The sequence below is a fragment of the Paractinoplanes rishiriensis genome (assembly GCF_016862375.1).
In the GTDB taxonomy this organism is placed as follows: Bacteria; Actinomycetota; Actinomycetes; order Mycobacteriales; family Micromonosporaceae; genus Actinoplanes; species Actinoplanes rishiriensis.
In genome coordinates this window covers 17,743-39,532 of record NZ_BOMV01000091.1, presented here as the reverse complement: position 1 = coordinate 39,532, position 21,790 = coordinate 17,743, and the positions used below count along the sequence as shown (strand labels likewise).

The following is a 21,790-nucleotide window of genomic DNA, read 5'->3' as shown; positions in this document are numbered from 1 at the left end:
GCGATGACCGATCAGGAACGCGAGCCGGCGGCGACCGGTGCGGCCATGTCGTCCGGCCCGCAGGAACACGCCGCCGGCGGTGCGGCCTCGCAGGTCCGCGACGAGACCGCCGAGCTGCGTGCGCAGCTGGCCCAGTCGGATGAACGCTACCGGCGGGCGGTGGCCGACTACGACAACCTGCGTAAGCGGATGGCGCGGGACGTTAACCGGGAGCGCGAGGACGAGCGGGCACGGGTGGCGGCGCGATGGCTGCCCGTGCTCGATAATCTGGAGCTGGCCCTGAAGCACGCCACCGCCGAACCGGCGTCGATCGTGTCCGGGTTGGAGGCCGTCCGCCAACAGGCGCTCGCCGTCCTGGCCGATCTCGGTTATCCGCTGCGCGCCGACCTCAACGAGGCGTTCGACCCGAGCCGGCACGAGGCGGTGGCCGTCCTGCCGTCCACCGACGCCGCGCCCGGAACGATCCTGCAGATCGTCCGGCCCGGCTACGGCACTGACGAGCGCCCGCTGCGTCCCGCCGCGGTGGTCGTGGCGAAGGATGCCTGATGGCGCCGTCCCGCGACTTCTACGACACGTTAGGCGTCTCCAGAGATGTCAGCGCGGACGATATGCAGCGGGCGTACCGCAAACTGGCCCGGACCTATCACCCGGACGTCAATCAGGATCCGGGCGCGGAGGAGCGGTTCAAGGACATCTCCGAGGCGTACGACGTGCTCTCCGATCCGGAGCAGCGGCGCCGATACGACGCTTTCGGGCCGGACTTCCGCCAGGTCCCGCCGGATGTGGATCCGCAGACCTGGGCCCGCGCGCGGGCCGGTGCGGGGGCACGCGGCGGTGGACACTCACGTCGCGGCGGCGCTCCGCCGGAGGACATGTACACCCGGTCCGATGGCTTCCAGGACATCGACCTGGAGTCCATCTTCGGCGGCATGTTCGGCCGCCGGGGCGGCGGTGGGTTCGGCCCGATTCCGGGCGCGGACCAAGAGGCCGAGATCGAACTGACGGTCGAGGAGGCGTACACCGGCGGGCGTCGGACCGTCACGTTGTCCGGCGTGGACGGGAGCCGCACGCTGGACGTGACGATTCCGCCCGGGGTGACCGACGGCCAGCGGATCCGGTTGAGTGGCCAGGGCGGCCGCGGCGGCGACGGCGCGGCGGACGGCGACCTCTATCTCGTGGTGCGGCTGGCACCGCACCCGCGGTACCGGGTCAACGGACGGGACATCACCGTCACGCTGGCGCTGGCACCGTGGGAGGCCGCTCTCGGCGCGTCCGTCGCGGTCGACACCCCTGGCGGCGAGGCGAAGGTCCGGGTTCCCCCGGGTACGTCCAGCGGCCGGCGGCTGCGGCTCAAGGGACGGGGACTGCCCAACCCCCGCGGCCGGCCCGGTGACCTGTACGCCGAGGCCCGGATCATGGTCCCGCCCCGGCTGTCCGACGAGGAACGGCGGTTGTTCGAGCAACTCGCCGCGGTCTCCACCTTCGACCCGCGGAGGCAGCCATGACCTACCCCCTCGCCCGCGCACCGGGGGCCTCGCCCGGCCGACTGAGCCTGACCGTGTTCTGTCATACCGGCGGAGTGCACCCGGAGATGGTCCAACGGCTGGTCGCGCTGGGCGTCCTCGACGCCGAACGCGACGCCGCCGGAGACCTGTGGTTCGAGCGCGACCAGCTGCCGGCTCTGGCCCGCGTCCGGCGCCTGCGCGCCGGCCTGGGCATCAACTACGCCGCCCTCGGCCTCGTGATCGACCTCCTCGATCGCGTGGCCGCCCTCGAGCGTGAACTTCGTGTCACGACCTCTCGACGCACCGGAGGCAGATCGTGGACCTGAACCGCCTGACCCAGAAGTCGCAGGAGGCCTTGCACGACGCCCAGACCAAGGCGCTGCGGTTCGGCCACACCGAGATCGACGTCGAGCATCTGCTGCTCGCCCTGATCGAGCAGCCCGAGGGGCTGGTGCCCAGGCTGCTCGCGGCGACCGGCGTCGACCCGGACAAACTGCGGGAGCAGGTGGAGGCGGAACTGAACCGGCGTCCCCGGGTCAGCGGACCGGGCGCCGCACCCGGCCAGATCTTCGTCACCCAGCGCCTGTCCCGGCTGTTGGACTCCGCCGAGCGCGAGGCGAAACGGCTCAAGGACGAGTACGTCTCCGTGGAGCACCTGGTGATCGCCATGCTTCAGGAGGGACGGGGCTCCACCGCCGCCCGGTTGCTCGGCGACGCGGGGCTCACCCGTGACCGTTTCCTCCAGGAGCTGACGAACATCCGCGGCAACCAGCGGGTGACCTCGGCGATGCCGGAGGTCGCCTACGAGGCGCTGACCAAGTACGGCCGCGACCTGGTCGCCGACGCCGCCGCGGGCACCCTGGACCCGGTGATCGGACGCGACGGCGAGATCCGCCGCGTCGTCCAGATCCTGTCCCGCAAGTCGAAGAACAACCCGGTACTCATCGGTGAGCCGGGAGTCGGCAAGACGGCGATCGTGGAAGGGCTGGCGCAGCGGATCACCAACGGCGACGTGCCCGAGGGGTTGCGGGACAAGGTGGTGTTCGCCCTGGACATGAGTTCCCTGGTGGCCGGCGCGAAGTACCGCGGCGAGTTCGAGGAACGGCTCAAGGCGGTGCTGTCCGAGGTGAAGGCCGCCGAGGGACGGATCCTGTTGTTCATCGACGAGCTGCACACCATCGTCGGTGCCGGGGGCGGCTCCGAGGGCGCGATGGACGCCGGCAACATGCTCAAGCCGATGCTCGCCCGCGGCGAACTGCACATGATCGGCGCGACGACGTTGGACGAGTACCGCAAGCACATCGAGAAGGACGCGGCGCTGGAGCGCCGATTCCAACCGGTGCTCGTCGAGGAGCCGACCGAGGAGGACGCCATCTCGATCCTCCGCGGACTGCGGGAACGGCTGGAAGTCTTCCACGGCGTGAAGATTCAGGACGCGGCGCTGGTCGCCGCGGTGGTTCTCAGCCGCCGGTACATCTCCGACCGGTTCCTTCCGGACAAGGCCATCGACCTGGTCGACGAAGCGTGCGCGATGCTGCGTACCGAGATCGACTCGATGCCGGCCGAACTCGACGAGCTCACCCGGCGCCTGACTCGCCTGGAGATCGAGGAAGCGGCACTGTCCAAGGAGGAGGACTCCGCGAGTCTGGCCCGGCTGGACCAGCTCCGCAGGGAGCTCGCCGACCTGCGCGCCGAAGTGGACGCGCTGCGCGCCCAGTGGGATGCCGAACGGCAGGCCTTGAGACGGGTTCAGGAGCTGCGCCGGGAGATCGAACAGATCCGGCACGAGGCGGAACAGGCGGAACGCAACTACGACCTGAACCTGGCCGCCGAGTTGCGGCACGGCAAGCTGCCGGAACTGGAGCGCCGGTTGCAGGCCGAGGAGCAGCGGCTGGCCACGAAGCAGAGCGGCAAGCGGCTGCTGCGCGAGGTCGTCACCGAGGCGGAGATCGCCAGCATCGTCTCCCGGTGGACCGGCATCCCGGTCAGCCGGCTGACCGAGGGCGAACGCCAGAAGCTGCTGCGCCTGGACGAGATCCTGCACGAGCGGGTGATCGGCCAGGACGAGGCCGTGCAGCTGGTCACCGACGCGATCATCCGCGCCCGGTCCGGCATCAAGAACCCGCGCCGGCCGATCGGGTCGTTCGTCTTCCTCGGCCCCACCGGAGTCGGCAAGACCGAGCTGGCGCGCACGCTCGCCGCGGCGTTGTTCGACACCGAGGACAACATGGTCCGGATCGACATGAGCGAATACCAGGAACGGCACACCGTGAGCCGGCTGGTCGGGGCGCCACCCGGATACGTCGGCTACGAAGAGGGCGGGCAGCTCACCGAGGCGGTCCGGCGCAAGCCGTACTCCGTGGTGCTCTTCGACGAAATCGAGAAGGCACACGCCGACGTGTTCAACACGCTGCTGCAGGTGCTCGACGACGGGCGTCTTACCGATGCGCAGGGCCGCACCGTCGACTTCCGCAACACCGTGATCATCATGACCTCGAACATCGGCTCCCAGTACCTGCTCGAGGGCATCTCCGACGCCGGTGAGATCAAGCCCGAGGGCCGCGAGCTGGTCATGGGAGAGCTGCGCCGGCACTTCCGGCCCGAGTTCCTCAACCGCATCGACGACATCGTGCTGTTCAAGCCGCTCACCCAGCCGGAGATCGAACGGATCGTCGACCTGATGTTCAACGAGCTGCGCGAGCGGCTTGCCGAGCGCCGGATGACGCTGGAGGTCACCGACGAGGCACAGCGGTTCATCGCCCGCCAGGGCTTCGATCCGGTGTACGGGGCGCGGCCGCTGCGCCGCTTCATCGCCCGCGAGGTGGAGACCCGCATCGGCCGGGCGCTACTCGCCGGGGACGCCCGGGACGGCGCGGTGATCCGGGTGGACGTGATCGACGGTGAGCTGACCGTCACCTACCAGAACGCGCCGGAGGAGTGACGTGGAAAGCAAGGTGATCGAGTGCCCCAACTGCGGGCGCAAGAACCGGATTCCCGCGGCCGCCGAGGGCATCCCGCAGTGCGGCAACTGCCACCAGCCGATGCCCTGGATAGCCGAGGCCGGCGACGACGACTTCGGCGACGTGGCGGAGCGGGCGGACATCCTGGTCCTGGTGGACATGTGGGCGACCTGGTGCGGCCCGTGCCGGCAGGTCAGCCCCGCGCTGGAACAGGTGGCCCGCGACCTGGCCGGCAAGGTCAAGCTGGTCAAGGTCGACGTGGACAGGGCGCCGAAGCTGTCCGAGCGGTTCTCGATCCAGGCCGTACCCACGCTGATCCTGATGCGCGACGGCAAGGTGGTGGCGCGCCGGGCCGGCGCTGCACCCGCTTCGGCCCTGCGCAGCTGGACGGACGAGGTTCTGCGGAGTGCAGCGTGAACCTGAACGAGGAGCAACTTCCCGAGACACCGGATGTCGCCGGCGCCTATCCCCGCCTGTCCGACGAGCAGATCGAACTGCTGAGCCGGCGCGGCGAGAAGCGGCCGGTCCAGCGGGATGACGTGCTTGTCGCCGAGGGCCAGCGCGACCGCGACTTCCTGGTCGTGTTGTCCGGCAAGGTCGCAGTGATCGAGGCGTACGGCACCCCGAAAGCCCGGACGGTCCGGGTACACGGCGCACGCCGATTTCTTGACGAACTCGGCCTGCTCACCGGCCAGCCGTCCTTCGTCTCGATGGTCGCGCAGGAGCCGGGCGAGGTTCTCGCGGTCCCCCTTCCCGCGCTGCACGAACTGGTCCGCGAGGAGTCCAACCTCGGAGACCTGATCCTGCGCAGTTTCCTGGCGCGCCGGGAACTGCTGGTCGGCGACATCACCGGCATCAAGATCATCGGTTCGCGGTTCAGCCCGGACACCCGCCGCCTGCGCGAACTCGCCGCCCGCAACCGAGTGCCGCACACCTGGATCGACCTGGAGGAGGACCCGGGCGCCGAGGAGCTGTTGCGTCGGCTGTCCGTCAGTGCGAAGGACACGCCGGTGGTGATCTGGCGGGACAAGGTGCTGCGCAATCCCTCGAACGCGGAACTGGCCCAATTTGCCGGCCTGCGGCGCTCCGGCCAGGACGAGGCCATGTGCGACGTGGTCGTGGTCGGTGCGGGGCCTGCCGGCCTCGCTGCCGCCGTGTACGGCGCCTCGGAAGGACTCACGACGGTCGTCCTCGACGCTGTGGCCACCGGCGGCCAGGCCGGTACATCGTCCCGGATCGAGAACTACCTGGGTTTCCCGGCCGGCATCTCGGGAGCCGAACTGGCCGACCGAGCCGTGGTGCAGGCCAAGAAGTTCGGCGCCGAGCTCAACGTCCCGGTCGAGGCGGTACGGCTCGAATGGCACGACCGCGACCAGGTCGTGCACCTCGACGACGGAACACAGTTGCGAACCAGGACGGTGGTTATCGCCACCGGCGCACGGTACCGGAAACTCGACGTGCCGCGCCTCGCGGAGTTCGAGGGCACCAGCGTGTACTACGCCGCCACCTTCATGGAGGCGGTCTTCTGCGAGCGGCAACCGGTCTCCGTCGTCGGCGGCGGCAACTCGGCCGGCCAGGCCACGGTCTTCCTCGCCCGGCACGCAGCGCAGGTACGGCTGATCATCCTGCACGACGATCTGAACCGCGACATGTCCAGGTACCTGGTCGACCAGATCGAGCGACTGCCCAACGTCGAAGTGCTGCGCCACACGGAGATCACCGAACTGATCGGCGACGACGGCCGGCTGCGCGCGCTCGGCGTGCGCGACACCCGGACCGGCGACCGGCAGCAGATCCCGACGACGGTGCTGTTCACCTTCATCGGGGCGCAGCCCTGCACCGGCTGGCTCTCGTCCAGCGTCGCCCTCGACGAGCGCGGCTACGTCCTGACCGGAGCGCAGATACGCACCGACGGACCGCCGCCGCTGATGCTCGAGACCAGCCGCCCCGGCGTCCTCGCAGTGGGTGACGTCCGCAGCGGCTCGATCAAACGGGTCGCGTCCGCGGTCGGTGAGGGCTCCATGGCCGTTCGCCTGATCCATGACCACCTTGCCCGCACGTGACGTTCGGAAGGAACCATCATGTTGGAGACACTCAGCCGTCACTGGTGGGCGGTGGCCCTCCGCGGCGTCGCCGCGATCCTGTTCGGCGTGCTCGCTCTCGTCTGGCCCGGGATCACCGTCTTCGCGCTGGTCATCGTCTTCGGCGCCTACGCGCTGGCGGACGGCGTGTTCACGCTGGCCGCCGCGTTCGGCAACCGGGACGGTGACCGCAGACGTGGTAACCGCGCCTGGCTCTTCGCCCGCGGTATCGCCGGCATCCTGGCCGGCATCATCGCGTTCGCCTGGCCCGGCATCACCGCGCTCGCCCTGCTCTGGGTGATCGCCCTCTGGGCCATGGTGACCGGGGTGCTCGACATCGTCGCCGCATTCCAACTCCGCAAGGAGATGCGCCGCGAGTGGCTGCTTGCCCTGAGCGGCGCGTTGTCCGTGCTGTTCGGCGTTCTGCTGGTCGTCTGGCCGGCCGCCGGAGTCCTGGCACTGATCGCGCTGATCGGTGTCGCTGCCATCGCCTTCGGTATCACGCTGCTGATGCTTGGCCTGCGCCTACGCCGGGAGCGGCGCCACGATCCGGCAGCAACCGGCCACCACCACCGGCCTGCCACCACCTGATTACGTACGGTCGGGCCCGGACTTGCGATCAGCCGCTGAACCCGCCATGGGGCCGCCGCAGCGTCCTGCGGACGACCGTGCGGTCGGTGCCCTGGAACTGTTCTTCGACCTGGTCTTCGTCTATTCGATGTCGCAGGTGACGCACCTGATCGAGGAACACCCCTCGTGGAGCGGATTCGGTCACGGTGTCCTGGCACTCTTGGCGATCTGGTGGGCCTGGGTCTGCTACACCTGGCTGACCAACACCTCGGCGGAGTCGGGAGACTTGGCACGGACGCTGATCTTTCTCGCCATGTCGGCGATGCTGGTCGCGTCGAGTTCCCTGGTCGAGGCGTTCGGCGACGACGCAATGATCTTCGCGCTGGCGCTCCTCACGGTGCGCTTGCTGCACGTCGTGTTGCTGATCTACTCGGCGCGCAGGGACACGCGGCGGCGGCGCACCTTCTTGCGACTGCTGTCGATCCTGCTCATCGGCCCGGGACTCGTCGTGCTGGCCGCGACCCAGGATTCGCCCCTGCGAGAGGCGCTCTGGCTCGGTGCGATGCTCGTGGACTTCGGCGGCCCGGCCCTGTTCGGCATGGGCGGCTTCAACGTGCGGCCCGGCCACTTCGTCGAACGCCACGGCTTGATGGTCATCATCGCTCTCGGTGAATCCATCTACCAGATGGGTCGGGCGGCCACTGGCGACCTGCGCAGGGCCGACGTCGTGGTCGCCGTGGTGCTCGGTGTTCTCGTCTCGGCCGCGATGTGGTGGGCGTATTTCGGACTGAAACACGGTGCGGCGGCACGGCTGCGCCGGGCTCCGGCACCCGAGCGTGCCCGGCTCGCCCGGGACGCGTACAGCTATCTGCACCTGCCGCTGGTCGCCGGCATCATCTGGTACAGCCTGGGCGTGGGCGAGACCATCGCCCATCCTGAGGAACCGCTGCCACCGCTATTCGGGTTGGCCCTCTGCGGCGGCGCTGCGCTGTTCTACGCCGGCGAGGTGCTGTACCGGTGGCGTGATCATCACGAGATCGCCACCGACCGTCTGGTCACCTCGATTGTCCTGGTCACGCTCATCCCGATGGCGCCGGTCGTACCTGCGCTGACCATCCTGGTCGCTGTCACCGCGGTCAGCGTCGCGTTCGTGGCGTGGGAGGTGTGGCGGCAGCCGGAGATCGGCGGCGCACGTCCGCAGCCAGACTGATCGCGCTGGGCCGCGGCCGATGCCCGCCGGCGCCGGGCAAAGCCTCGGCGGCTTACCCGGATCCGGGCGCCATATGCCTGCCGGGTCTGCACCGACCGCGCTCATGACTGTTGTCGCGGTGCGTTGCGTATCGTTCGTGGGCCCACGGAGGCGTTGAGTGTTCGGACGGCGACTCGCCGTGCCGCGCGCGGTAGTAGCCCGCGAAGCGGCCCAGATGTGTGAATCCCCAGCGATGTGCAACGGCGGCCACGGTCGTCTGGGCGGGGTCCGCCTGCCGTAGCTCTTCGTGGACGCGGTCGAGGCGGACTTGACGCAGGTACGTGATGGGCGTGATGCCGGCGTATCGCTGGAAGCCTGCCTGGAGCGCCCGTTCACTGACGCCGGTGACGTCGGCGAGTTTGGCGATGGTGATCGGCTGCTCGGGATGGCTGTGCAGGAGGTCGATCGCCTGACGTATCGCGCGGGGCCGCCGAGGCGAGGCGAGGCGAGGCGAGGCGAGCCGGTCCCGGTACGGGTGGTCGCTGGTGAGCAGCAGACCGAGGAGGAGCATTTCCTGCAGGGGTTCGGCGAGGAGCGGGTTCTGCGTCAGGCCGCGGTTCTCGCCGAGAACGTCCGCGGCGAGCATGCGGACCATGTTGGTCCAGGTCAAATGGCACGGTGGCGGGCCGAACTGGGCGGCAGCGCGCCCGACAAAGTCAGCGTGAACGTCTCCTCCCGCCAACTCGCCCGGCCCCGCTTTTGCCACGACCGTCGCCGAAATCTTGGCCGAGGGCCGGCACAGCGTGATAGCGGGGGCGCTCATCCAGATCAGCACCGAACTCGGCATGACCGCGGTCGCCGAAGGCGTCGAGACCGCCGAACAGGCCGACGCGCTCCATCGGCTCGGCTGCACATTGCTGCAGGGTTACTACTTCGGCCGTCCCGTCGCCGAGCCCGATTTCGGCCGGCGTCACACCGCGATCGACGGCGTGACGGCTGACACCGCCGCCGGTCAGGCGCGCCCCGCCCTGGCTGCAACCGCGCGGCAGCTCATAGCCGCTCTACGGGTCAGCACGTGAACAGGGAACTAGCGTTGTCGCACGCGCAGTGGTTGTTCCCCGGGCGTCATTGCCCGGGGAACAACCACCGGAGCGTCAGCCCGGCGTTTGATCGGCATGGGGGACCGATGAGGTGGTGCTCGCGGGGGAGCAAAGCGAGCGAGCATCCGCTCATAGCCGTACCCGCTGGCCGGCCCCTGCCGCGATATCCGATCCGGCCCAGCCGCAGTGCTCGTTCCGCCGGAATCCGACGTTCGACCAGGTCAAAGCATGTATCGCGAAGGCGGTTCGGGTACCGCCCACACAGATTCGCGTTTTCGCAGGTCCGCGTACGGTCGGCAAGAGCACCCTTCTCCATGCTCTCGCTGACCGTCTCGGACGCCGCGTGGTCGACTGCGACGATCCCGCCACCCGAGCTGCGGTTCGCGCCGATCCCGGGCGGTTCGTCAGTGGTCCGGGCCCGATCCTGATCGACGAGTATCAGCATGTTCCGGATCTGCTCAGCGCTATCAAAGCCGAGTTGAACCGGGATCTCAGTCCGGGACGATTCGTCCTGGCCGGATCGACGCGATATTCGACGCTGCCTGAGGCAGGGCAGGCGTTGACCGGTCGTGTCGACATCCTGGACGTGCTGCCCCTGACGCAGGCGGAGATCGACGGGGGAGGCGGCGACTTTCTGGTCAACAGGCTGCTCGACGGCGCTGATGTATCGCCCGGCGCCACGCCGTCCACGACGACCCGGGCCGAATATGCCCGGCGGATCACCTCCGGCGGGATGCCGGTTGCGTTGCGGCGGGCTCCGGGGCGGTCTCGATCGCGCTGGTTCGCGAATTACCTCGATCTCGTCATCGAGCGCGATGTGCTGGAACTGAGCCGGGTACGTCAGCGGGAGATGCTCCCCCGGCTGCTCCATGTTCTCGCTGCCCGGTCCGGTCAGGTATTGAATATCGCCGGCGCGGCTTCGGCTGTGGGGATGGAGAAATCCAGCGCCGAGAACTACCTCAAGCTCCTCGAGGCCGTATTCCTGGTCATGCGGGTGCCGGCCTGGGGAACGACACTGGGCTCTCGGGTCGCCCGTCAGCCGAAGGTCCATCTGGTTGATGCGGGCGTCATGGCGTGGCTTCTCAGCCTTACGCCGGAAAAGATCGCCACTAACGATGCGGCCACCTTGACGGAGTACGGCCATCTGGTGGAGACCTTCGCGGTCGGCGAGATCCTTCGGCAGGTGAGCTGGTCGGATGCACCGGTCACGGTCGGTCACTTTCGCACGTCCGAGGCCCACGAGGTCGATCTGGTGCTGGAACGCGACGACGGGATGGTCTTTGCGTTCGAGATCAAGGCCGGCACCCGCGTCGACCAGTCCGATCTCGCAGGAATCAGAGCGCTTCGCGCCCGCCTCGATGAGCGCCTCGCTACGGCCGTAGTGCTCTACACAGGCACACCAGCTTTCCGATTCGACGACGGCACGCTGGTGCTTCCGTTGGACGCACTCTGGTCGCCGACGTAGTAAAACCAAACGAATGCGAAGCGGCGCAACCCATACGGCGCGGCGCCGACCCCATCAGCGCATCCACCGCACCGTGGGGTCCGGGGGTCGCTCCCGGGTAAGCGGAGTGGGGCGGACGGGACTCGAACCCGTGACCGATCGATTATGAGTCGACTGCTCTAACCCACTGAGCTACCGCCCCGTACCGGCGGCGATCCTAACCCGCCATAACAACCGCAAGCCACCGATCTACGCCGGTACGCGCGCTCCGAGCCATGTCAGCACCGCTCCCGCTGTGCGCCAGCCGCCGGCCAGGGCGCCCTGGATGGACGGGCTGTCGCGGTGATCACCGGCCACGAACAGGCCATCTCCCAGGTCTACCGGCTTGCGGAGTTTGGCCTGGGGGACGCGGGCCGACGGTAGGGCCTCGGGGATGCTGATTACTTCCAGCAGATCCCACGAACTGGTCTCCACGCCGTACAGGCGGGCCAACTCGACGCGGATTACCTGTTCCGAGGCGCCGGACGGGGCCGAGACGCCGACCACCGACGCGGCTATCAGGGAGCGGCCGACTGGTGCGTATTCGGGCGCCGCGTTGCTGACCACCACCGTGTTGGCGATGATCTCGCGGCGGTCGCCGTCGAGCACCAGGGTGGGCTCGTCCAGGGGGGCGCGGTCGGCGCCGAAGTAGAACGTGGTCAGGCCGTGCATGTCGGGGGTGGGCAACTGGGGGAGCAGGGTGGCGGCGCTGGACGGGTCGGTGGCGACGATCACGGCGCGGCAGCGGATTTCGCCGCCGTCGGTCACCACCATGCCGGGGCCCAGCGAGAGGGTGCGGGCTCCGATCAAGAGTTGGGGGTACGGGAGAGGGCCCGCCACGGCCGCGGGCAGGGCCGCCATGCCGGCCGCCGGCACGCCCATCCGGCCGCGCGCGAACGAGCGGAGCACCATCGCGAAGACGTGGCTCGACGTGTCCAGCGAGCGGTCCGCGAAGATGCCGGACAGGAACGGTCGCAGCACCTCCTCGATCATGCGGTGCGACAGGCCGGCCTTGCGCAGCATCTCCTGGGTGGTGGTCTCGCGCGCATCGAGCAGGCGGGACGCGGGCAGGGTGGCGCAGCGGGTCGCCAGCGCCGCGAACTTCAGGCGGTCGCTGAGCGTACCGATGCCGGAATTGAGGGTTTGTGCCACGCTCAGCGGCTCACGCAGCGGGTTGTCCAGGCGGTGCAACTCGCCGCCGCGGCGCACCAGGACACCGGACGTGAAGTAGCGCAGGTCGAGCGAGTCGATGTCGAGCAACGCGGGCACCCGGGGGTACGCGGTGTTGAGCACCTGGAAGCCCCGGTCCAGCCGCCAGCCGTCGATCACGTCGGTGGCGACCCGCCCGCCGATCCGGTCGGAGGCCTCCACCAGCAGCCACTCCACGCCGGCGCGGTCCAGGCGGCGGGCAGCGGCGAGTCCGGCGAGTCCGCCGCCGACAATGACGACGTCCACCTCAACGGGCTGCGACACGGGCTACCTCACAAGGGGACGAACCAGGCAGCCCCAGCCTAACGCCGAGCGCACCGCACGGCAGCGAAACCGCACACCGCCGAGCGCACGCCCCGCACTGAGCGCGCGCTCGGCCCCCCGTTGGCGAATTACCTCGTCGACGCTATCGGCGGGCGGGCCCCGGCACCCCGCAGCGGACCCGCAGTTTGCCCGCAGCTTTCCAGCGTGGCCCGGATCGTGGCGGCCTCGTCGTGGCCCAGGTCGGCGTAGATGGCCAGCGCCTGCTCCAGCACCTCGCGCGCGGCCGTCACCTTACCGGCGGCCAGGTGGGTGTCGCCGAGCCGGGACAGCGTGCCCGCCTCGTTGTAGCGGTCGCCGATCTCCCGGTACAGGTCCAGCGCCCGCTGGTACGAGCCGGCCGCGTCGGCGTACCGCTCCATCCGGTGCCGGATGAAGCCGAGGGTGGACCAGGCGCCCGCCTCGCCGGTGCGGTCGCCGAGCTCGCGGAACATCGCCAGGGTGGGTTCGCAGCAGTCCTGCGCGGCCCGGAGGTCGCCGAGCCGGGCGCGGAACCAGCCCATGTTGGAGAGGGTGACGGCGTGCCCGCGGCGGTGCCCGGCCGCCTGGTAGAGCGCCGACGCCCGCTCGACGTGGTGCAGCGCCTCGGCGTAGCCGCCCTCCAGGTCCCAGATCGGCACCAGGCTGCAGTGCGTGTCGGCCTGGCCGATCAGGTCGCCGGCCGCGGTGTAGTGGTCGAGGGCCTTGCGGATGTGTGCGCGGGCCTCGGCGTACCGGCCGAACCGGGTGGCCGGGCGGGCCAGGCGCTGATGGGCGTACGCCTCACACCGGCCGCCGAGGCGGGCGGCTGCGGGCAGGGCCGCCGTCCACGCCGCCGCCAACTCGTGCCAGTGGCCCTGCCGGTAGAGGAAGGTGTCCAGGCACCAGGCCAGCTGCCAGGCCTGTTCGTCGAAGCCGGCATTCGCCGCATATCGCGCGGCGGAGACGAGGACAGGGTGCTCATCGGCAAGCCATGAGGCGGCAGCAAAGGGCACAAAATCCGAAGGTGGGACCGGCAGCGGAATCGGGTCCCGATGCGGATAGAGCAGCCGGCTCGCCTCGTGCGCCGTGAGCGTGTAATAGGAGAGCAACCGCACCGTCGCCGCCCGCAGGACCTCCGGCGGATCCAGCCGGGAGGCGAGATCGGCCGCATAGGCGCGCAGCAGGTCGTGCATGGCGAACCGCCCGCCGGCCGAGGAGCTGAGCAGGTTGGCTTTGACCAACTCGGCCAGCGGCTCGGCAACGTCGAACCCGGCGAGCGCGGCCGCCGCCGCGGCGGTCTGCGGCGCCGGGTCGCGGCCGAGCAGGCGGAACAGCGCCGCGGCCGGCGGGCTGAGCGTCGCGTACGACCAGGAGAAGACGGTCGCCACCTGGGTGGCCGGGTCGCCGGCGTCCAGCGCGGTCAGCCGGTCGGTCAGCTCGGCGGCCAGGCTGGCCAGCGGGAACCCGGTCTGCGACGCCCGCGCCGCCGCGATGGCCAGCGCCAGCGGCAACCCGGCGCAGGCGTCCAGGATCTGCCGGGTCGCCTCCGGTTCGGAGGCCAGCCGCTCGGCACCCAGCCGGGCCGCCAGCAGCTCGGTGGCTTCCGGGGCGGACAGCAGCTCGAGCCGCATCACGGCCGCGCCGTCGGTGGCCACCAGCGGGGTGAGCTGGTTGCGGCTGGTGATCAGGGCGAACGCTCCGCGCGAGCCGGGTAGCAGCGGCCGGACCTGGGCGGCGTCCCGGGCGTTGTCCAGGATCACCAGGATCCGGCGGCCGGCGATCAGGCTGCGGTACAGCGCCACCTGCGCGTCCGGGTCGGCCGGTACCCGGTCGGCCGGTACGCCGAGCGCGTCCAGAAACCCGCGGACCACCTCGGCCGGCTCCGCCGGTGCGCCGGCCGGGTCGAAGCCGCGCAGGTTCACGTACAGCTGCCCGTCCGGGAAGTCGCCGGCCGCCCGGTGTGCCCAGTGCACCGCCAGGGTGGTCTTGCCGACGCCCGCGGTGCCGGAGACCGCCGAGATGATCACCGCGGCCGGCGCTGCGGTGACCAGGCCGTCCAGGGTGGCGAGATGCCCGGCGCGACCGGCGAAGGCGGCGAGGTCACCAGGAAGCTGGGCCGGCACCACCCGGAGAGCCCCGCCCGCTGGGCCGGCCGCTGGGCCGGCCGCTGGGCCGGCCGCTGGGCCGGCCGCCGGGTCGAGCGAGGGGCCGAGCACGTCGAGCAGCTGCCGCCGGGTGGCTGCCCGGATCGTGGCGGCCCGGCCCGACTCGATCATCTGCACCGTGCGAACGCTGACCTTGGCCCGTTCGGCCAGGTCCTCCTGGGTGAGTAGCAGTGCCTGCCGGCGCTGCCGCACCCAGCTGCCGAAGTCGCCGTCTGATCCGCCAGCCATTCGCCCCAGCGTACTGAACCGATTCAGTTGAGGGGTAGCAGCCCGGCGCCGGGATGATCCACAAAGGAGGCGTAGGATGCTCGGAAACACGAAAATGCCCCGGGTCTTGGACCCGGGGTTCGGAGAAGCTCCCCGAATAGGACTCGAACCTATAACCTGCCGGTTAACAGCCGGCTGCTCTGCCAATTGAGCTATCGGGGACTGCTCGGCGCCGCGACCCTTCCTCGGTGCCGGGGAACAGAGTACATGACCGTCCGGCTGCTGCGCGAAGGGGCTACCCGGCGCGCCACCACCGGGGTAAACGTACGTGGCAGGAGTACCGGGCGGGCAGGATGGGTATGACGCCGCAGAGACGCACGCGCGTCACGAACGGAAGGAGCCGCCACCATGCGCGGAAAGCTGATGTTCCTCACCGGCCTTGCGGCGGGCTTCGTCCTGGGTAGCCGTGCCGGCCGGGAGAAGTACGAGGAGATCCGGTCCAGCGCCCAGAAGTTGTGGGAGAGCCCGTCGGTCCAGGAGGCCGCCGGGGTTGCCCAGGCGCAGGCGACCAAGCTCTACACCGAGGGCAAGGACAAGCTGCAGTCGTCGAAGCTCGGCGAGAAGCTGCACACGACCACCACCCCCGCGAACCGCACCGACACCGCGCCCACCGACTCGCTCACCGGCGCGAACAGCTCGAACAGCAAGCCGAGCACCATCTGACGCACCACGTGACCGGCGGCCGTCCGAAAATCTCTTTGGAGGTACGGGCGGCCGCCGTCACGTCCCGGCGACGTCCGCACCCGGACCGCGGCGCGGCCCGCTGCCACGCGAGGCCATAGCGCGACCATCGCGTGTATCGGTGGTCCACCGTGGAACGTTGACAGGCTTAGATCATCACGATGGGGTGGGTAGCGACATCCTTCGATGATGCAGGAGGCCTGATGTCATCCCGGGTCCGATGGATCGCGGCCACCGCCGCGTTCATGCTGGCAGCCACGCTCGCCCCACCGCCGGCGGCCGCGGCCGCCGCCCCCGCAGCAGTCGTGCTCGCCGCCGGCGAGCACGCCCTCATCCGATTCCAACTCCCGGACGAGGCCACGTTGGACCGCCTCGTCGCGGCCGGCGCGGACCTCGCCGCCCGGCCCCGCCTCGCCGATGGCAACGTGCTGGCCGACCTGGTGGTCGACGACCGCCAGCTGGCCGCGCTGGTCCGCGACGGGGCCCAGGCGGTCCAACTCATCCAGCGCGAGTCGGACGGTCCGCAGCGGGCCGCCGCCGTCCGCTCCAGCCGCACCGCGCTGGCCGCGGACACGCTCCTGTTCCGGCAGGCCTACTGGTGGACCTCCACCGGTAAGACGTTCCTGCAGACGCAGGTGGCCACCACGGCGTCCGACGACCCGAACGTCGAGATCACGGTGACCTGGCGGACCGCGGACGGTGCGACCGGGACGTACCCGCTGATCCGGTTCGTCGACTCGGGGGAGTACCAGTACCACTACGCGCTGCCGCAGCCGGTGCCGGCGCGGCCGGTGCAGGTGACCGCGACCTCCAGCCTCGGCGGGCAGTCCCGGGCCATCGCACCGGGAGCCTGGCCGGGCGCGACACCGCCGGCCACGCCGAGCGGATATCAGAAGGACTTCATCGACGCGTACCTCACCCCGACCGACATCTCCGCCCGGATCCGCCGGCTCGCCCGGCAGTACCCGAAGCTGGTCGAGGTGCTCAACCTGCCGAACAAGACCCAGGGTTACCGGCGGACCGCGGTGGCCTACCTCGGTGACCCGGCCGCGGCCGCCGTGGTGGTCGAGTCGGTGGCCTTCGGTGACCAGGGCATGAACGGTGTCCAGGTGCGCACGGTCGATCCGGCCGCAGCAAATCGGCCGCTGTCCGCCGCGTACCGGGACCGGGTTTTGACCTTGAGTTTGGCCACCGATGCCGGCGGCAAGGTGATCAGCACCACCGACGACGTGGCCGCCTTCATCTCGGCCCGCTATCCGCAGCGGTTCCGGGCGGTGGTCGAGGACGGCTCGACCGGGCTGCCGATGCCGGTGACCGGACCGGTGCGGCTCGACGACGGGCTGAAGGGCACCGAGGTCTCGAAGCGGCCGTGGACCGTGCAGGCACTGCGGATCGGCTCGGTGCGCGACGGTTCCCGGACCGGCGTGCTGGCCTACAGCCAGGAGCACGCGCGGGAGTGGGCGACGCCGCTGGTCACGCTGGAGTTCGCGGAGCGGCTACTGGCCAACTACGCGACCGATCCGGCCACCAGGGCGCTGGTCGACGCCACCGACATCTTCATCATCCCGATGGTCAACCCGGACGGGGCGAACTACTCGTTCAACGACTTCGCCCTCCAGCGCAAGAACCTGGTGAACCACTGCACCGGGGCGAGCCGCGACCCCCGCTACCGGGACTCGTGGGGCGTCGACGTCAACCGCAACTACGCGGTGGGCTCGCTGTTCGACGGTTACGTGGGGGCGAGCACCAACTGCCTCTCCGGTACGCACGCCGGCACCGCCGAGCTGTCCGAGGCGGAGAGCCGCAACGTGGTCGCGCTGGCCGCGGCCCATCCGAACATCAAGTTCTCGATGAACGTGCACAGCTACGGCGGCTACTTCATGTGGTCGCCGGGTGCCTACAAGGCGGCCGGCCGGGTCACCCTGCCCCGGCCGTCGATCGACGAGTCGAAGTACTTCCTGGACAGCGCCCGGCGCATCGTCGGCGCCATCGCGACGTCGCGGGAGACCGTGACCTGGCCGGCCTACACCGGCCCGGTGGCCGACGTGCTCTACTCGGCGGCCGGCAACTCGGCCGACCACCTCTACTACGAACTGGGCATCACGGCCTGGAACTTCGAGGTGGGCAACGACCGCTGGAACGAGGCCACCCAACGCTGGGAGGGTGTCGGCTTCCAGCCGCCGTTCGACGAGGCGCACGCCGAATCGCAGGAGTACGCCGACGGCCTGCTCGAACTGGTCCGGATAGCCGCCGAGGTTGCCGGCCCGGCCTGACCCTATGTAGAGTTCGTACATGCCCAGCCCGCGCCTCACCTCCCCGCGCCTCACGACGTCGGTGCTCAAGGTGCTCGCTGCGCTGCTCGCCGACCCGGCCGCCGAGCATTACGGACTCCAGCTGATGCAGCAGACCGGCCTGCCCAGCGGGACGCTGTACCCGATCCTGGTCCGCCTCGAGCGGGCCGGGTGGGTGCAGTCCCGCTGGGAACAGGTCGATCCGGCGGCCGAGGGCCGGCCCACCCGGCGCTACTACCGTCTCACCGCGGAGGGTGCGGCCGAGGCGGGCGCCGAGGTGGCCCGCATGCACGACCAGATGGCCCGCGCGATCCGGCCGAGGCCGGCGTGACGGGCCCCGGTTCCGCGGCTGTTGTCGCTCGCCTGGCCCACTGGCTGGTGGTGCGGGCGGCGCGGCGCTGGCCCGACGACCTGGCTGACGACATGGCGGCCGAGTGGCAGGCCGAGTTGGCGGCGCTGGCGGCCCACCCGCTCCGGATGCTCCGCTTTGCCGTCAGCCTCGCGGTCTCGCCCGCGGTCGAACCGGACGGGGCCGCCGCGGTCCCCCGGCTCGAGGCGTGGGCCCGCTCGCTGGCCGCGGCCGTCGGGGTGACCCTGTTGGCGGCCGGCCTGTTCAACGCCGTGCATGTGGTCAAGCACGTGGCCGGCATGGGTATGGGCCTGGTGGCCCTGTTGGGTGCGGCCCTCTTCATGGTGGCGGTGGCGGGCCGCTCGCGGGCTCCGGTGCTGCCGCGCACGGTCACGGTCGGCGCGGCGCTGTTCGCGTTCCTGCTGGCCGGCAACCGGATCGCCATCATGCCGTTCATGGGCTGGGCCGACATCCTCCCGGCGGTGCTCGTCTGGACGGCCGGCATGGCGCTGACGGCACATCTGGTCGGCCGCCGGAAACACGCGTCGCTGGTGGCGCTGGCCGGCGGCCTGGTGACGCTGGAGGTCGCCACGGTGGCCGGCGCACTGCACGCGGCCGGCACGCTGGGCGTGAGCCTGGCGACGGCGGCGGCCTGGTTCCCGCTGGCGCTGCTGCCCGGCGGCACGGTCACGTTCGGCCCGGCGTTCCCCGGCGGCGTACACGCTTCCGAACTGCTGCTCGGCAACGCCGCCGCGATGGCCGGCCCGATGCTGCTGGCCGCGGTGTTCGTGCTGGTGCTGGCCCTCCGCCGCCGGCCCGCCCGGCCGCGCTCCGTCGCGCCCCGGCGCGGGCGGGCCGATCTGGGGGTGCCGTTCGGGGTGGTGGCCGCGGTGGCCGCGCTCGTGGCAGCCGAACTGTTTCGCCGGGTGCCGGACGGCGCCATCGGCGTGACGTTGCACCGGCTGATCGACAACTCGACGGTATTCGGGTTCGGCTTCGTCGAACACACTCCCGGCCGCATCGTGCTCGCCCTCGTCGCCGGGCTGCTGGCCGCCCAGGCCGGTGCTGTGCGCCGGGCCTAGCGGTCTTTTCATGGACCCCTATGTAGAGGAGCTACCATGGTGCGCGAACGCTCGGAGCCCACCTGGCTGCCGGCCCTCCTGGTCGCCGTGGTCACCGGTTATGCGGCCCTGGCCCGTCCCGCCGAGGCCCGGCTCACCGACCTGTCTGTCTATCTGGGCGCCGTCACCGCGCTCACCGACGGCACGGGCCTCTACGACTTCATCCGCGGCGCCGCGCCCTTCACGTATCCGCCGTTCGCGGGCCTGCTGTTCGTCCCGCTCACCCCCTTGCCGGTGCTCGCGGTGCAGGCCGCCTGGACGCTGGCCACGGTGGTCGCCGTGGTCCTCATCGCCAGAATCGCCGCGGGCGTTCACCCCGCCGCGCTGGTCGCGTTGGCCCTCATGCTGTCCGCGCCGGTCGCGTCGAACCTGCGATACGGACAGGTCAGTCTCTTCCTGGCCGTCCTGGTGCTGGCGGACGTCATGCGCCGGCCGGGTGCAACGCAGGGCGTCCTGATCGGCGTGGCGGCGGCCGTGAAGCTGACGCCGCTCATCTTCATCCCGATGCTCTGGTGCGGCGGCCGGCGCCGGGCCGCCGTGACCGCCATCGCGACGTTCCTCTCCTGCGCCGCCGCCGCGTGGGTGATGCTGCCGGCCGAATCCTGGCGTTTCTGGACCACCGAGGTGCGCAACGTGGACCGCCTCGGCTACATCACCTCGCTGGGCAACCAGAGCCTGAACGCGGCGCTGCTCCGCTGGGGCGCCGACGACGCGACCCGCTCCGCGCTGGTCCTCCTGCTGGGCGGCCTGATAGTGCTGCTGTCCCTGCACCGGGCCGCCAAACTGTCCCGGGCCGGCAACTGGTTGGCCGCCACGGTCGTGGTGGGCGCCGCCAGCGTCGTCTTCTCCCCGGTGTCCTGGACCCACCACCAGGTCTGGCTGGTCCTGGCGGCGTTCCTGCCGATCCACCGAGCCTGCCGCTGGGCGGTATTGGCCGTGATGCTGCTGCCGGTGACCGCGTTGGGGCCGCCGCTGTGGAGCGACGCCCGCCTGCTCCTGGCGACAGCGATAGCCACCCTGCTCCCCATCGGGACCGAGGCGGCCCGCGACGCTCGGCCGGTTGGCGCCGGCCTGGGCGGGGGCCGCTTTCCCGGCCGAGGACCTGACCTGGTCGGGGCGGTCGTCTGGCGGTGGGTTCGACCTGGTCGGGCGAGTCTTCCGGCGCAGGGCCGGCCTGACGGGGCCGGCTCTCGGCCGGAACATTGCGGTGCGGGCGAGCGCCAGTGGGGGACGTTTGCGGCTAAAAGCATGGGCGGGCGCCGGGGAGGGCGGGAGCCGGAAGGGCGGGAGCCGGGAGGGGCAGGAACGGGATCTGCAGCCGGGACTACGGAGTGCGGTCAGGGGGGATCGGCTCGTGGAAGTAGTCGCGTAGGTGGCGGATCTGGCCGTTGCGCAGGCGGAAGATCTGGACCAAGGACATCGTGGTGCGCCGGCCGTCGGGGGCGTCTAGGACCGTGTCGATTTCGGCTATGAAGACGTCGGGGTCCTGGGTCTCGTGCAGGACGTAGGCGGACTCCGCGACATTGACCGCGCCGGGCATGCCGGACTGGAAGGCGGCTATGCCGTCCCGGATTTCGGTGCGGCCGGTCAGGCGGGCGCCGGGCACCAGGGGCGCCTCGAAGACGCCGTCCTCGGTGAACAGCGCCGCGAACGCGTCGGGATTGCGGGTGATGGCGCCCGCGTACACGTAACTCTCGAAGATTTTGCGGTGTGAAGGGGGCACTCCTCAGCATAGGCGGGCGGCGTGGCCCACGGAGAAAGGGCAAACCGCGCCAGTAGTGTCACTCGGCATGAAATTGCGCGAGGACGAGGTTCGGGTGCCGGCGCCCGACTGCGAGATCCGGACCGTGGTCATCCGGCCGGCGGGGGACGAGCGGTGGCCGGGGGTGCTGCTCTACACCGACATTTTCCAGCTCACCGAGTCGACGCTGCGGACCGCGCGCCGGCTGGCGGCAGCGGGATTCGTGGTGGCCGTGCCGGAGATCTATCCGCGCGGCGACCTTGCGGGGGTGGCGCTGGAGTTCGACGACGCCGGCAAGGCGGCGGGGCTCGGCGGCGCGACGTCCACCACCACCGCGCAGTTCGACTCGGACCGGGTGGCCGTTCTCGACTACCTCGCGGGCCGGGCCGACGTGACCGCACTGTTCGCCACCGGGTTCTGCATCGGCGGGCACCTGGCTTTCCGGGCCGCGTTCGACTGGCGGGTCGCCGCCACCGTCTGCTTCTATCCGACCGGACTGCACAACGGGGCGCTGGGGGCGGACGCCGACGCGGGGTCGCTGGCGCGGGCGGACGAGATCGGCGGGCGGCTGATGATCGTGTTCGGGTCGCAGGATCCGCATGTGCCGGCCGAGGCCCGCGCGCAGATTCTGGGTGCTCTCTACGCGGCCGGGCAGGACGATCTCGAGCTGCACGTCTACCGCGGCGGCGAGCACGCGTTCATGCGTGACGTCGGGCCCCGGCACGACCCGGAGCTGACCGACCTGGCGCTGGCCGAGGCTGTTTCGTTCTTCAAAGGCCGGTAGTCCGGGGCCATG

General features: G+C 70.6%; 18 protein-coding genes, 2 tRNA genes and 2 pseudogenes. 16 read left to right on the top strand and 6 right to left on the bottom strand.

Translation table 11 applies throughout. From position 1 onward, the window contains the following. Positions 1 to 3: 3 nt before the first annotated feature. The 8 genes from Ari01nite_RS41345 to Ari01nite_RS41310 are packed head-to-tail and all read left to right on the top strand — an operon-like array spanning position 4 to position 8,326. Positions 4 to 546 carry a nucleotide exchange factor GrpE gene (locus Ari01nite_RS41345; protein ID WP_203789029.1) on the top strand — a complete coding sequence of 181 codons (543 nt, stop codon included), beginning with the start codon at positions 4 to 6 and terminating at the stop codon, positions 544 to 546. Continuing rightward, on the top strand, positions 546 to 1,505 hold the full coding sequence (locus Ari01nite_RS41340; protein WP_203789027.1) for a DnaJ C-terminal domain-containing protein: 960 nt from the start codon (positions 546 to 548) through the stop codon (positions 1,503 to 1,505). The genes Ari01nite_RS41345 and Ari01nite_RS41340 overlap by 1 nt, the downstream gene beginning before the upstream one ends. Then, a complete protein-coding gene (locus tag Ari01nite_RS41335) occupies positions 1,502 to 1,831 on the top strand; it encodes a chaperone modulator CbpM (RefSeq protein WP_203789024.1) in 330 nt (109 codons plus the stop codon). The genes Ari01nite_RS41340 and Ari01nite_RS41335 overlap by 4 nt, the downstream gene beginning before the upstream one ends. Next, positions 1,822 to 4,446: an ATP-dependent chaperone ClpB gene (gene clpB, locus Ari01nite_RS41330; RefSeq protein ID WP_203789022.1), complete on the top strand. Its 2,625-nt coding sequence runs from the start codon at positions 1,822 to 1,824 to the stop codon at positions 4,444 to 4,446. Before Ari01nite_RS41335 ends, clpB begins: the two co-directional genes overlap by 10 nt. Before the next feature lies 1 nt (position 4,447). Continuing rightward, entirely contained in the window at positions 4,448 to 4,882 is a 435-nt protein-coding gene (trxA, locus tag Ari01nite_RS41325) for a thioredoxin (protein ID WP_203789021.1), read from the top strand. Beyond that, entirely contained in the window at positions 4,879 to 6,528 is a 1,650-nt protein-coding gene (locus Ari01nite_RS41320) for an FAD-dependent oxidoreductase (protein ID WP_203789020.1), read from the top strand. Before trxA ends, Ari01nite_RS41320 begins: the two co-directional genes overlap by 4 nt. 18 nt (positions 6,529 to 6,546) lie before the next feature. Continuing rightward, positions 6,547 to 7,137 (top strand): HdeD family acid-resistance protein, encoded by a 591-nt coding sequence (locus Ari01nite_RS41315; RefSeq protein WP_203789019.1) that lies wholly within the window; start codon positions 6,547 to 6,549, stop codon positions 7,135 to 7,137. Positions 7,138 to 7,183: 46 nt separating this feature from the next. After that, a complete protein-coding gene (locus Ari01nite_RS41310) occupies positions 7,184 to 8,326 on the top strand; it encodes a low temperature requirement protein A (RefSeq protein ID WP_203789018.1) in 1,143 nt (380 codons plus the stop codon). A 52-nt stretch (positions 8,327 to 8,378) separates the two neighbouring features. Here the strand turns inward: Ari01nite_RS41310 and Ari01nite_RS41305 are convergent, their stop codons facing one another. Further along, positions 8,379 to 9,137: a helix-turn-helix transcriptional regulator gene (locus Ari01nite_RS41305; protein WP_438872282.1), complete on the bottom strand. Its 759-nt coding sequence runs from the start codon at positions 9,135 to 9,137 to the stop codon at positions 8,379 to 8,381. A gap of 1 nt (position 9,138) precedes the next feature. Between Ari01nite_RS41305 and Ari01nite_RS41300 the strand changes: the two are divergent. Together Ari01nite_RS41300 and Ari01nite_RS41295 are read left to right on the top strand one after the other, a co-directional pair. Continuing rightward, positions 9,139 to 9,384 (top strand): annotated as a pseudogene (locus tag Ari01nite_RS41300) (EAL domain-containing protein); the annotation flags it as partial. A gap of 112 nt (positions 9,385 to 9,496) precedes the next feature. Next, the gene (locus tag Ari01nite_RS41295; protein ID WP_203789016.1) at positions 9,497 to 10,870 is read left to right on the top strand and encodes an ATP-binding protein; all 1,374 of its coding nucleotides are present in this window, start codon (positions 9,497 to 9,499) and stop codon (positions 10,868 to 10,870) included. Between the two features lie 107 nt (positions 10,871 to 10,977). On the opposite strand, the gene Ari01nite_RS41290 is transcribed toward Ari01nite_RS41295, so the two are convergent. The 4 genes from Ari01nite_RS41290 to Ari01nite_RS41275 form a co-directional block, all read right to left on the bottom strand. After that, positions 10,978 to 11,051: transfer RNA gene (locus Ari01nite_RS41290), tRNA-Ile, on the bottom strand. A gap of 47 nt (positions 11,052 to 11,098) precedes the next feature. Beyond that, positions 11,099 to 12,361: an NAD(P)/FAD-dependent oxidoreductase gene (locus Ari01nite_RS41285; protein ID WP_203789014.1), complete on the bottom strand. Its 1,263-nt coding sequence runs from the start codon at positions 12,359 to 12,361 to the stop codon at positions 11,099 to 11,101. A 128-nt stretch (positions 12,362 to 12,489) separates the two neighbouring features. Next, positions 12,490 to 14,772 carry an ATP-binding protein gene (locus tag Ari01nite_RS41280; RefSeq protein WP_203789012.1) on the bottom strand — a complete coding sequence of 761 codons (2,283 nt, stop codon included), beginning with the start codon at positions 14,770 to 14,772 and terminating at the stop codon, positions 12,490 to 12,492. 128 nt (positions 14,773 to 14,900) lie between these two features. After that, positions 14,901 to 14,973: transfer RNA gene (locus tag Ari01nite_RS41275), tRNA-Asn, on the bottom strand. 186 nt (positions 14,974 to 15,159) lie between these two features. Here Ari01nite_RS41275 and Ari01nite_RS41270 point away from each other — a divergent pair. The 5 genes and pseudogenes from Ari01nite_RS41270 to Ari01nite_RS50445 form a co-directional block, all read left to right on the top strand. Continuing rightward, positions 15,160 to 15,474, top strand: coding sequence for a hypothetical protein (locus Ari01nite_RS41270; protein ID WP_203789010.1), 315 nt, complete (start codon positions 15,160 to 15,162; stop codon positions 15,472 to 15,474). Positions 15,475 to 15,695: 221 nt separating this feature from the next. Beyond that, positions 15,696 to 17,765: a M14 family zinc carboxypeptidase gene (locus Ari01nite_RS41265; RefSeq protein WP_203789008.1), complete on the top strand. Its 2,070-nt coding sequence runs from the start codon at positions 15,696 to 15,698 to the stop codon at positions 17,763 to 17,765. A gap of 19 nt (positions 17,766 to 17,784) precedes the next feature. Then, positions 17,785 to 18,114 (top strand): PadR family transcriptional regulator, encoded by a 330-nt coding sequence (locus Ari01nite_RS41260; protein WP_203789006.1) that lies wholly within the window; start codon positions 17,785 to 17,787, stop codon positions 18,112 to 18,114. After that, positions 18,111 to 19,214: a hypothetical protein gene (locus Ari01nite_RS41255; protein ID WP_203789004.1), complete on the top strand. Its 1,104-nt coding sequence runs from the start codon at positions 18,111 to 18,113 to the stop codon at positions 19,212 to 19,214. The genes Ari01nite_RS41260 and Ari01nite_RS41255 overlap by 4 nt, the downstream gene beginning before the upstream one ends. A 36-nt stretch (positions 19,215 to 19,250) precedes the next feature. Continuing rightward, positions 19,251 to 20,093: pseudogene (locus Ari01nite_RS50445) on the top strand (glycosyltransferase 87 family protein); the annotation flags it as partial. Positions 20,094 to 20,577: 484 nt separating this feature from the next. On the opposite strand, the gene Ari01nite_RS50440 reads toward Ari01nite_RS50445, so the two are convergent. Next, positions 20,578 to 20,976 (bottom strand): nuclear transport factor 2 family protein, encoded by a 399-nt coding sequence (locus Ari01nite_RS50440; protein WP_239163459.1) that lies wholly within the window; start codon positions 20,974 to 20,976, stop codon positions 20,578 to 20,580. 67 nt (positions 20,977 to 21,043) lie between these two features. Here Ari01nite_RS50440 and Ari01nite_RS41245 point away from each other — a divergent pair, with 67 nt between their 5' ends. After that, positions 21,044 to 21,778: a dienelactone hydrolase family protein gene (locus Ari01nite_RS41245; RefSeq protein WP_203789000.1), complete on the top strand. Its 735-nt coding sequence runs from the start codon at positions 21,044 to 21,046 to the stop codon at positions 21,776 to 21,778. Positions 21,779 to 21,790 lie beyond the last annotated feature (12 nt).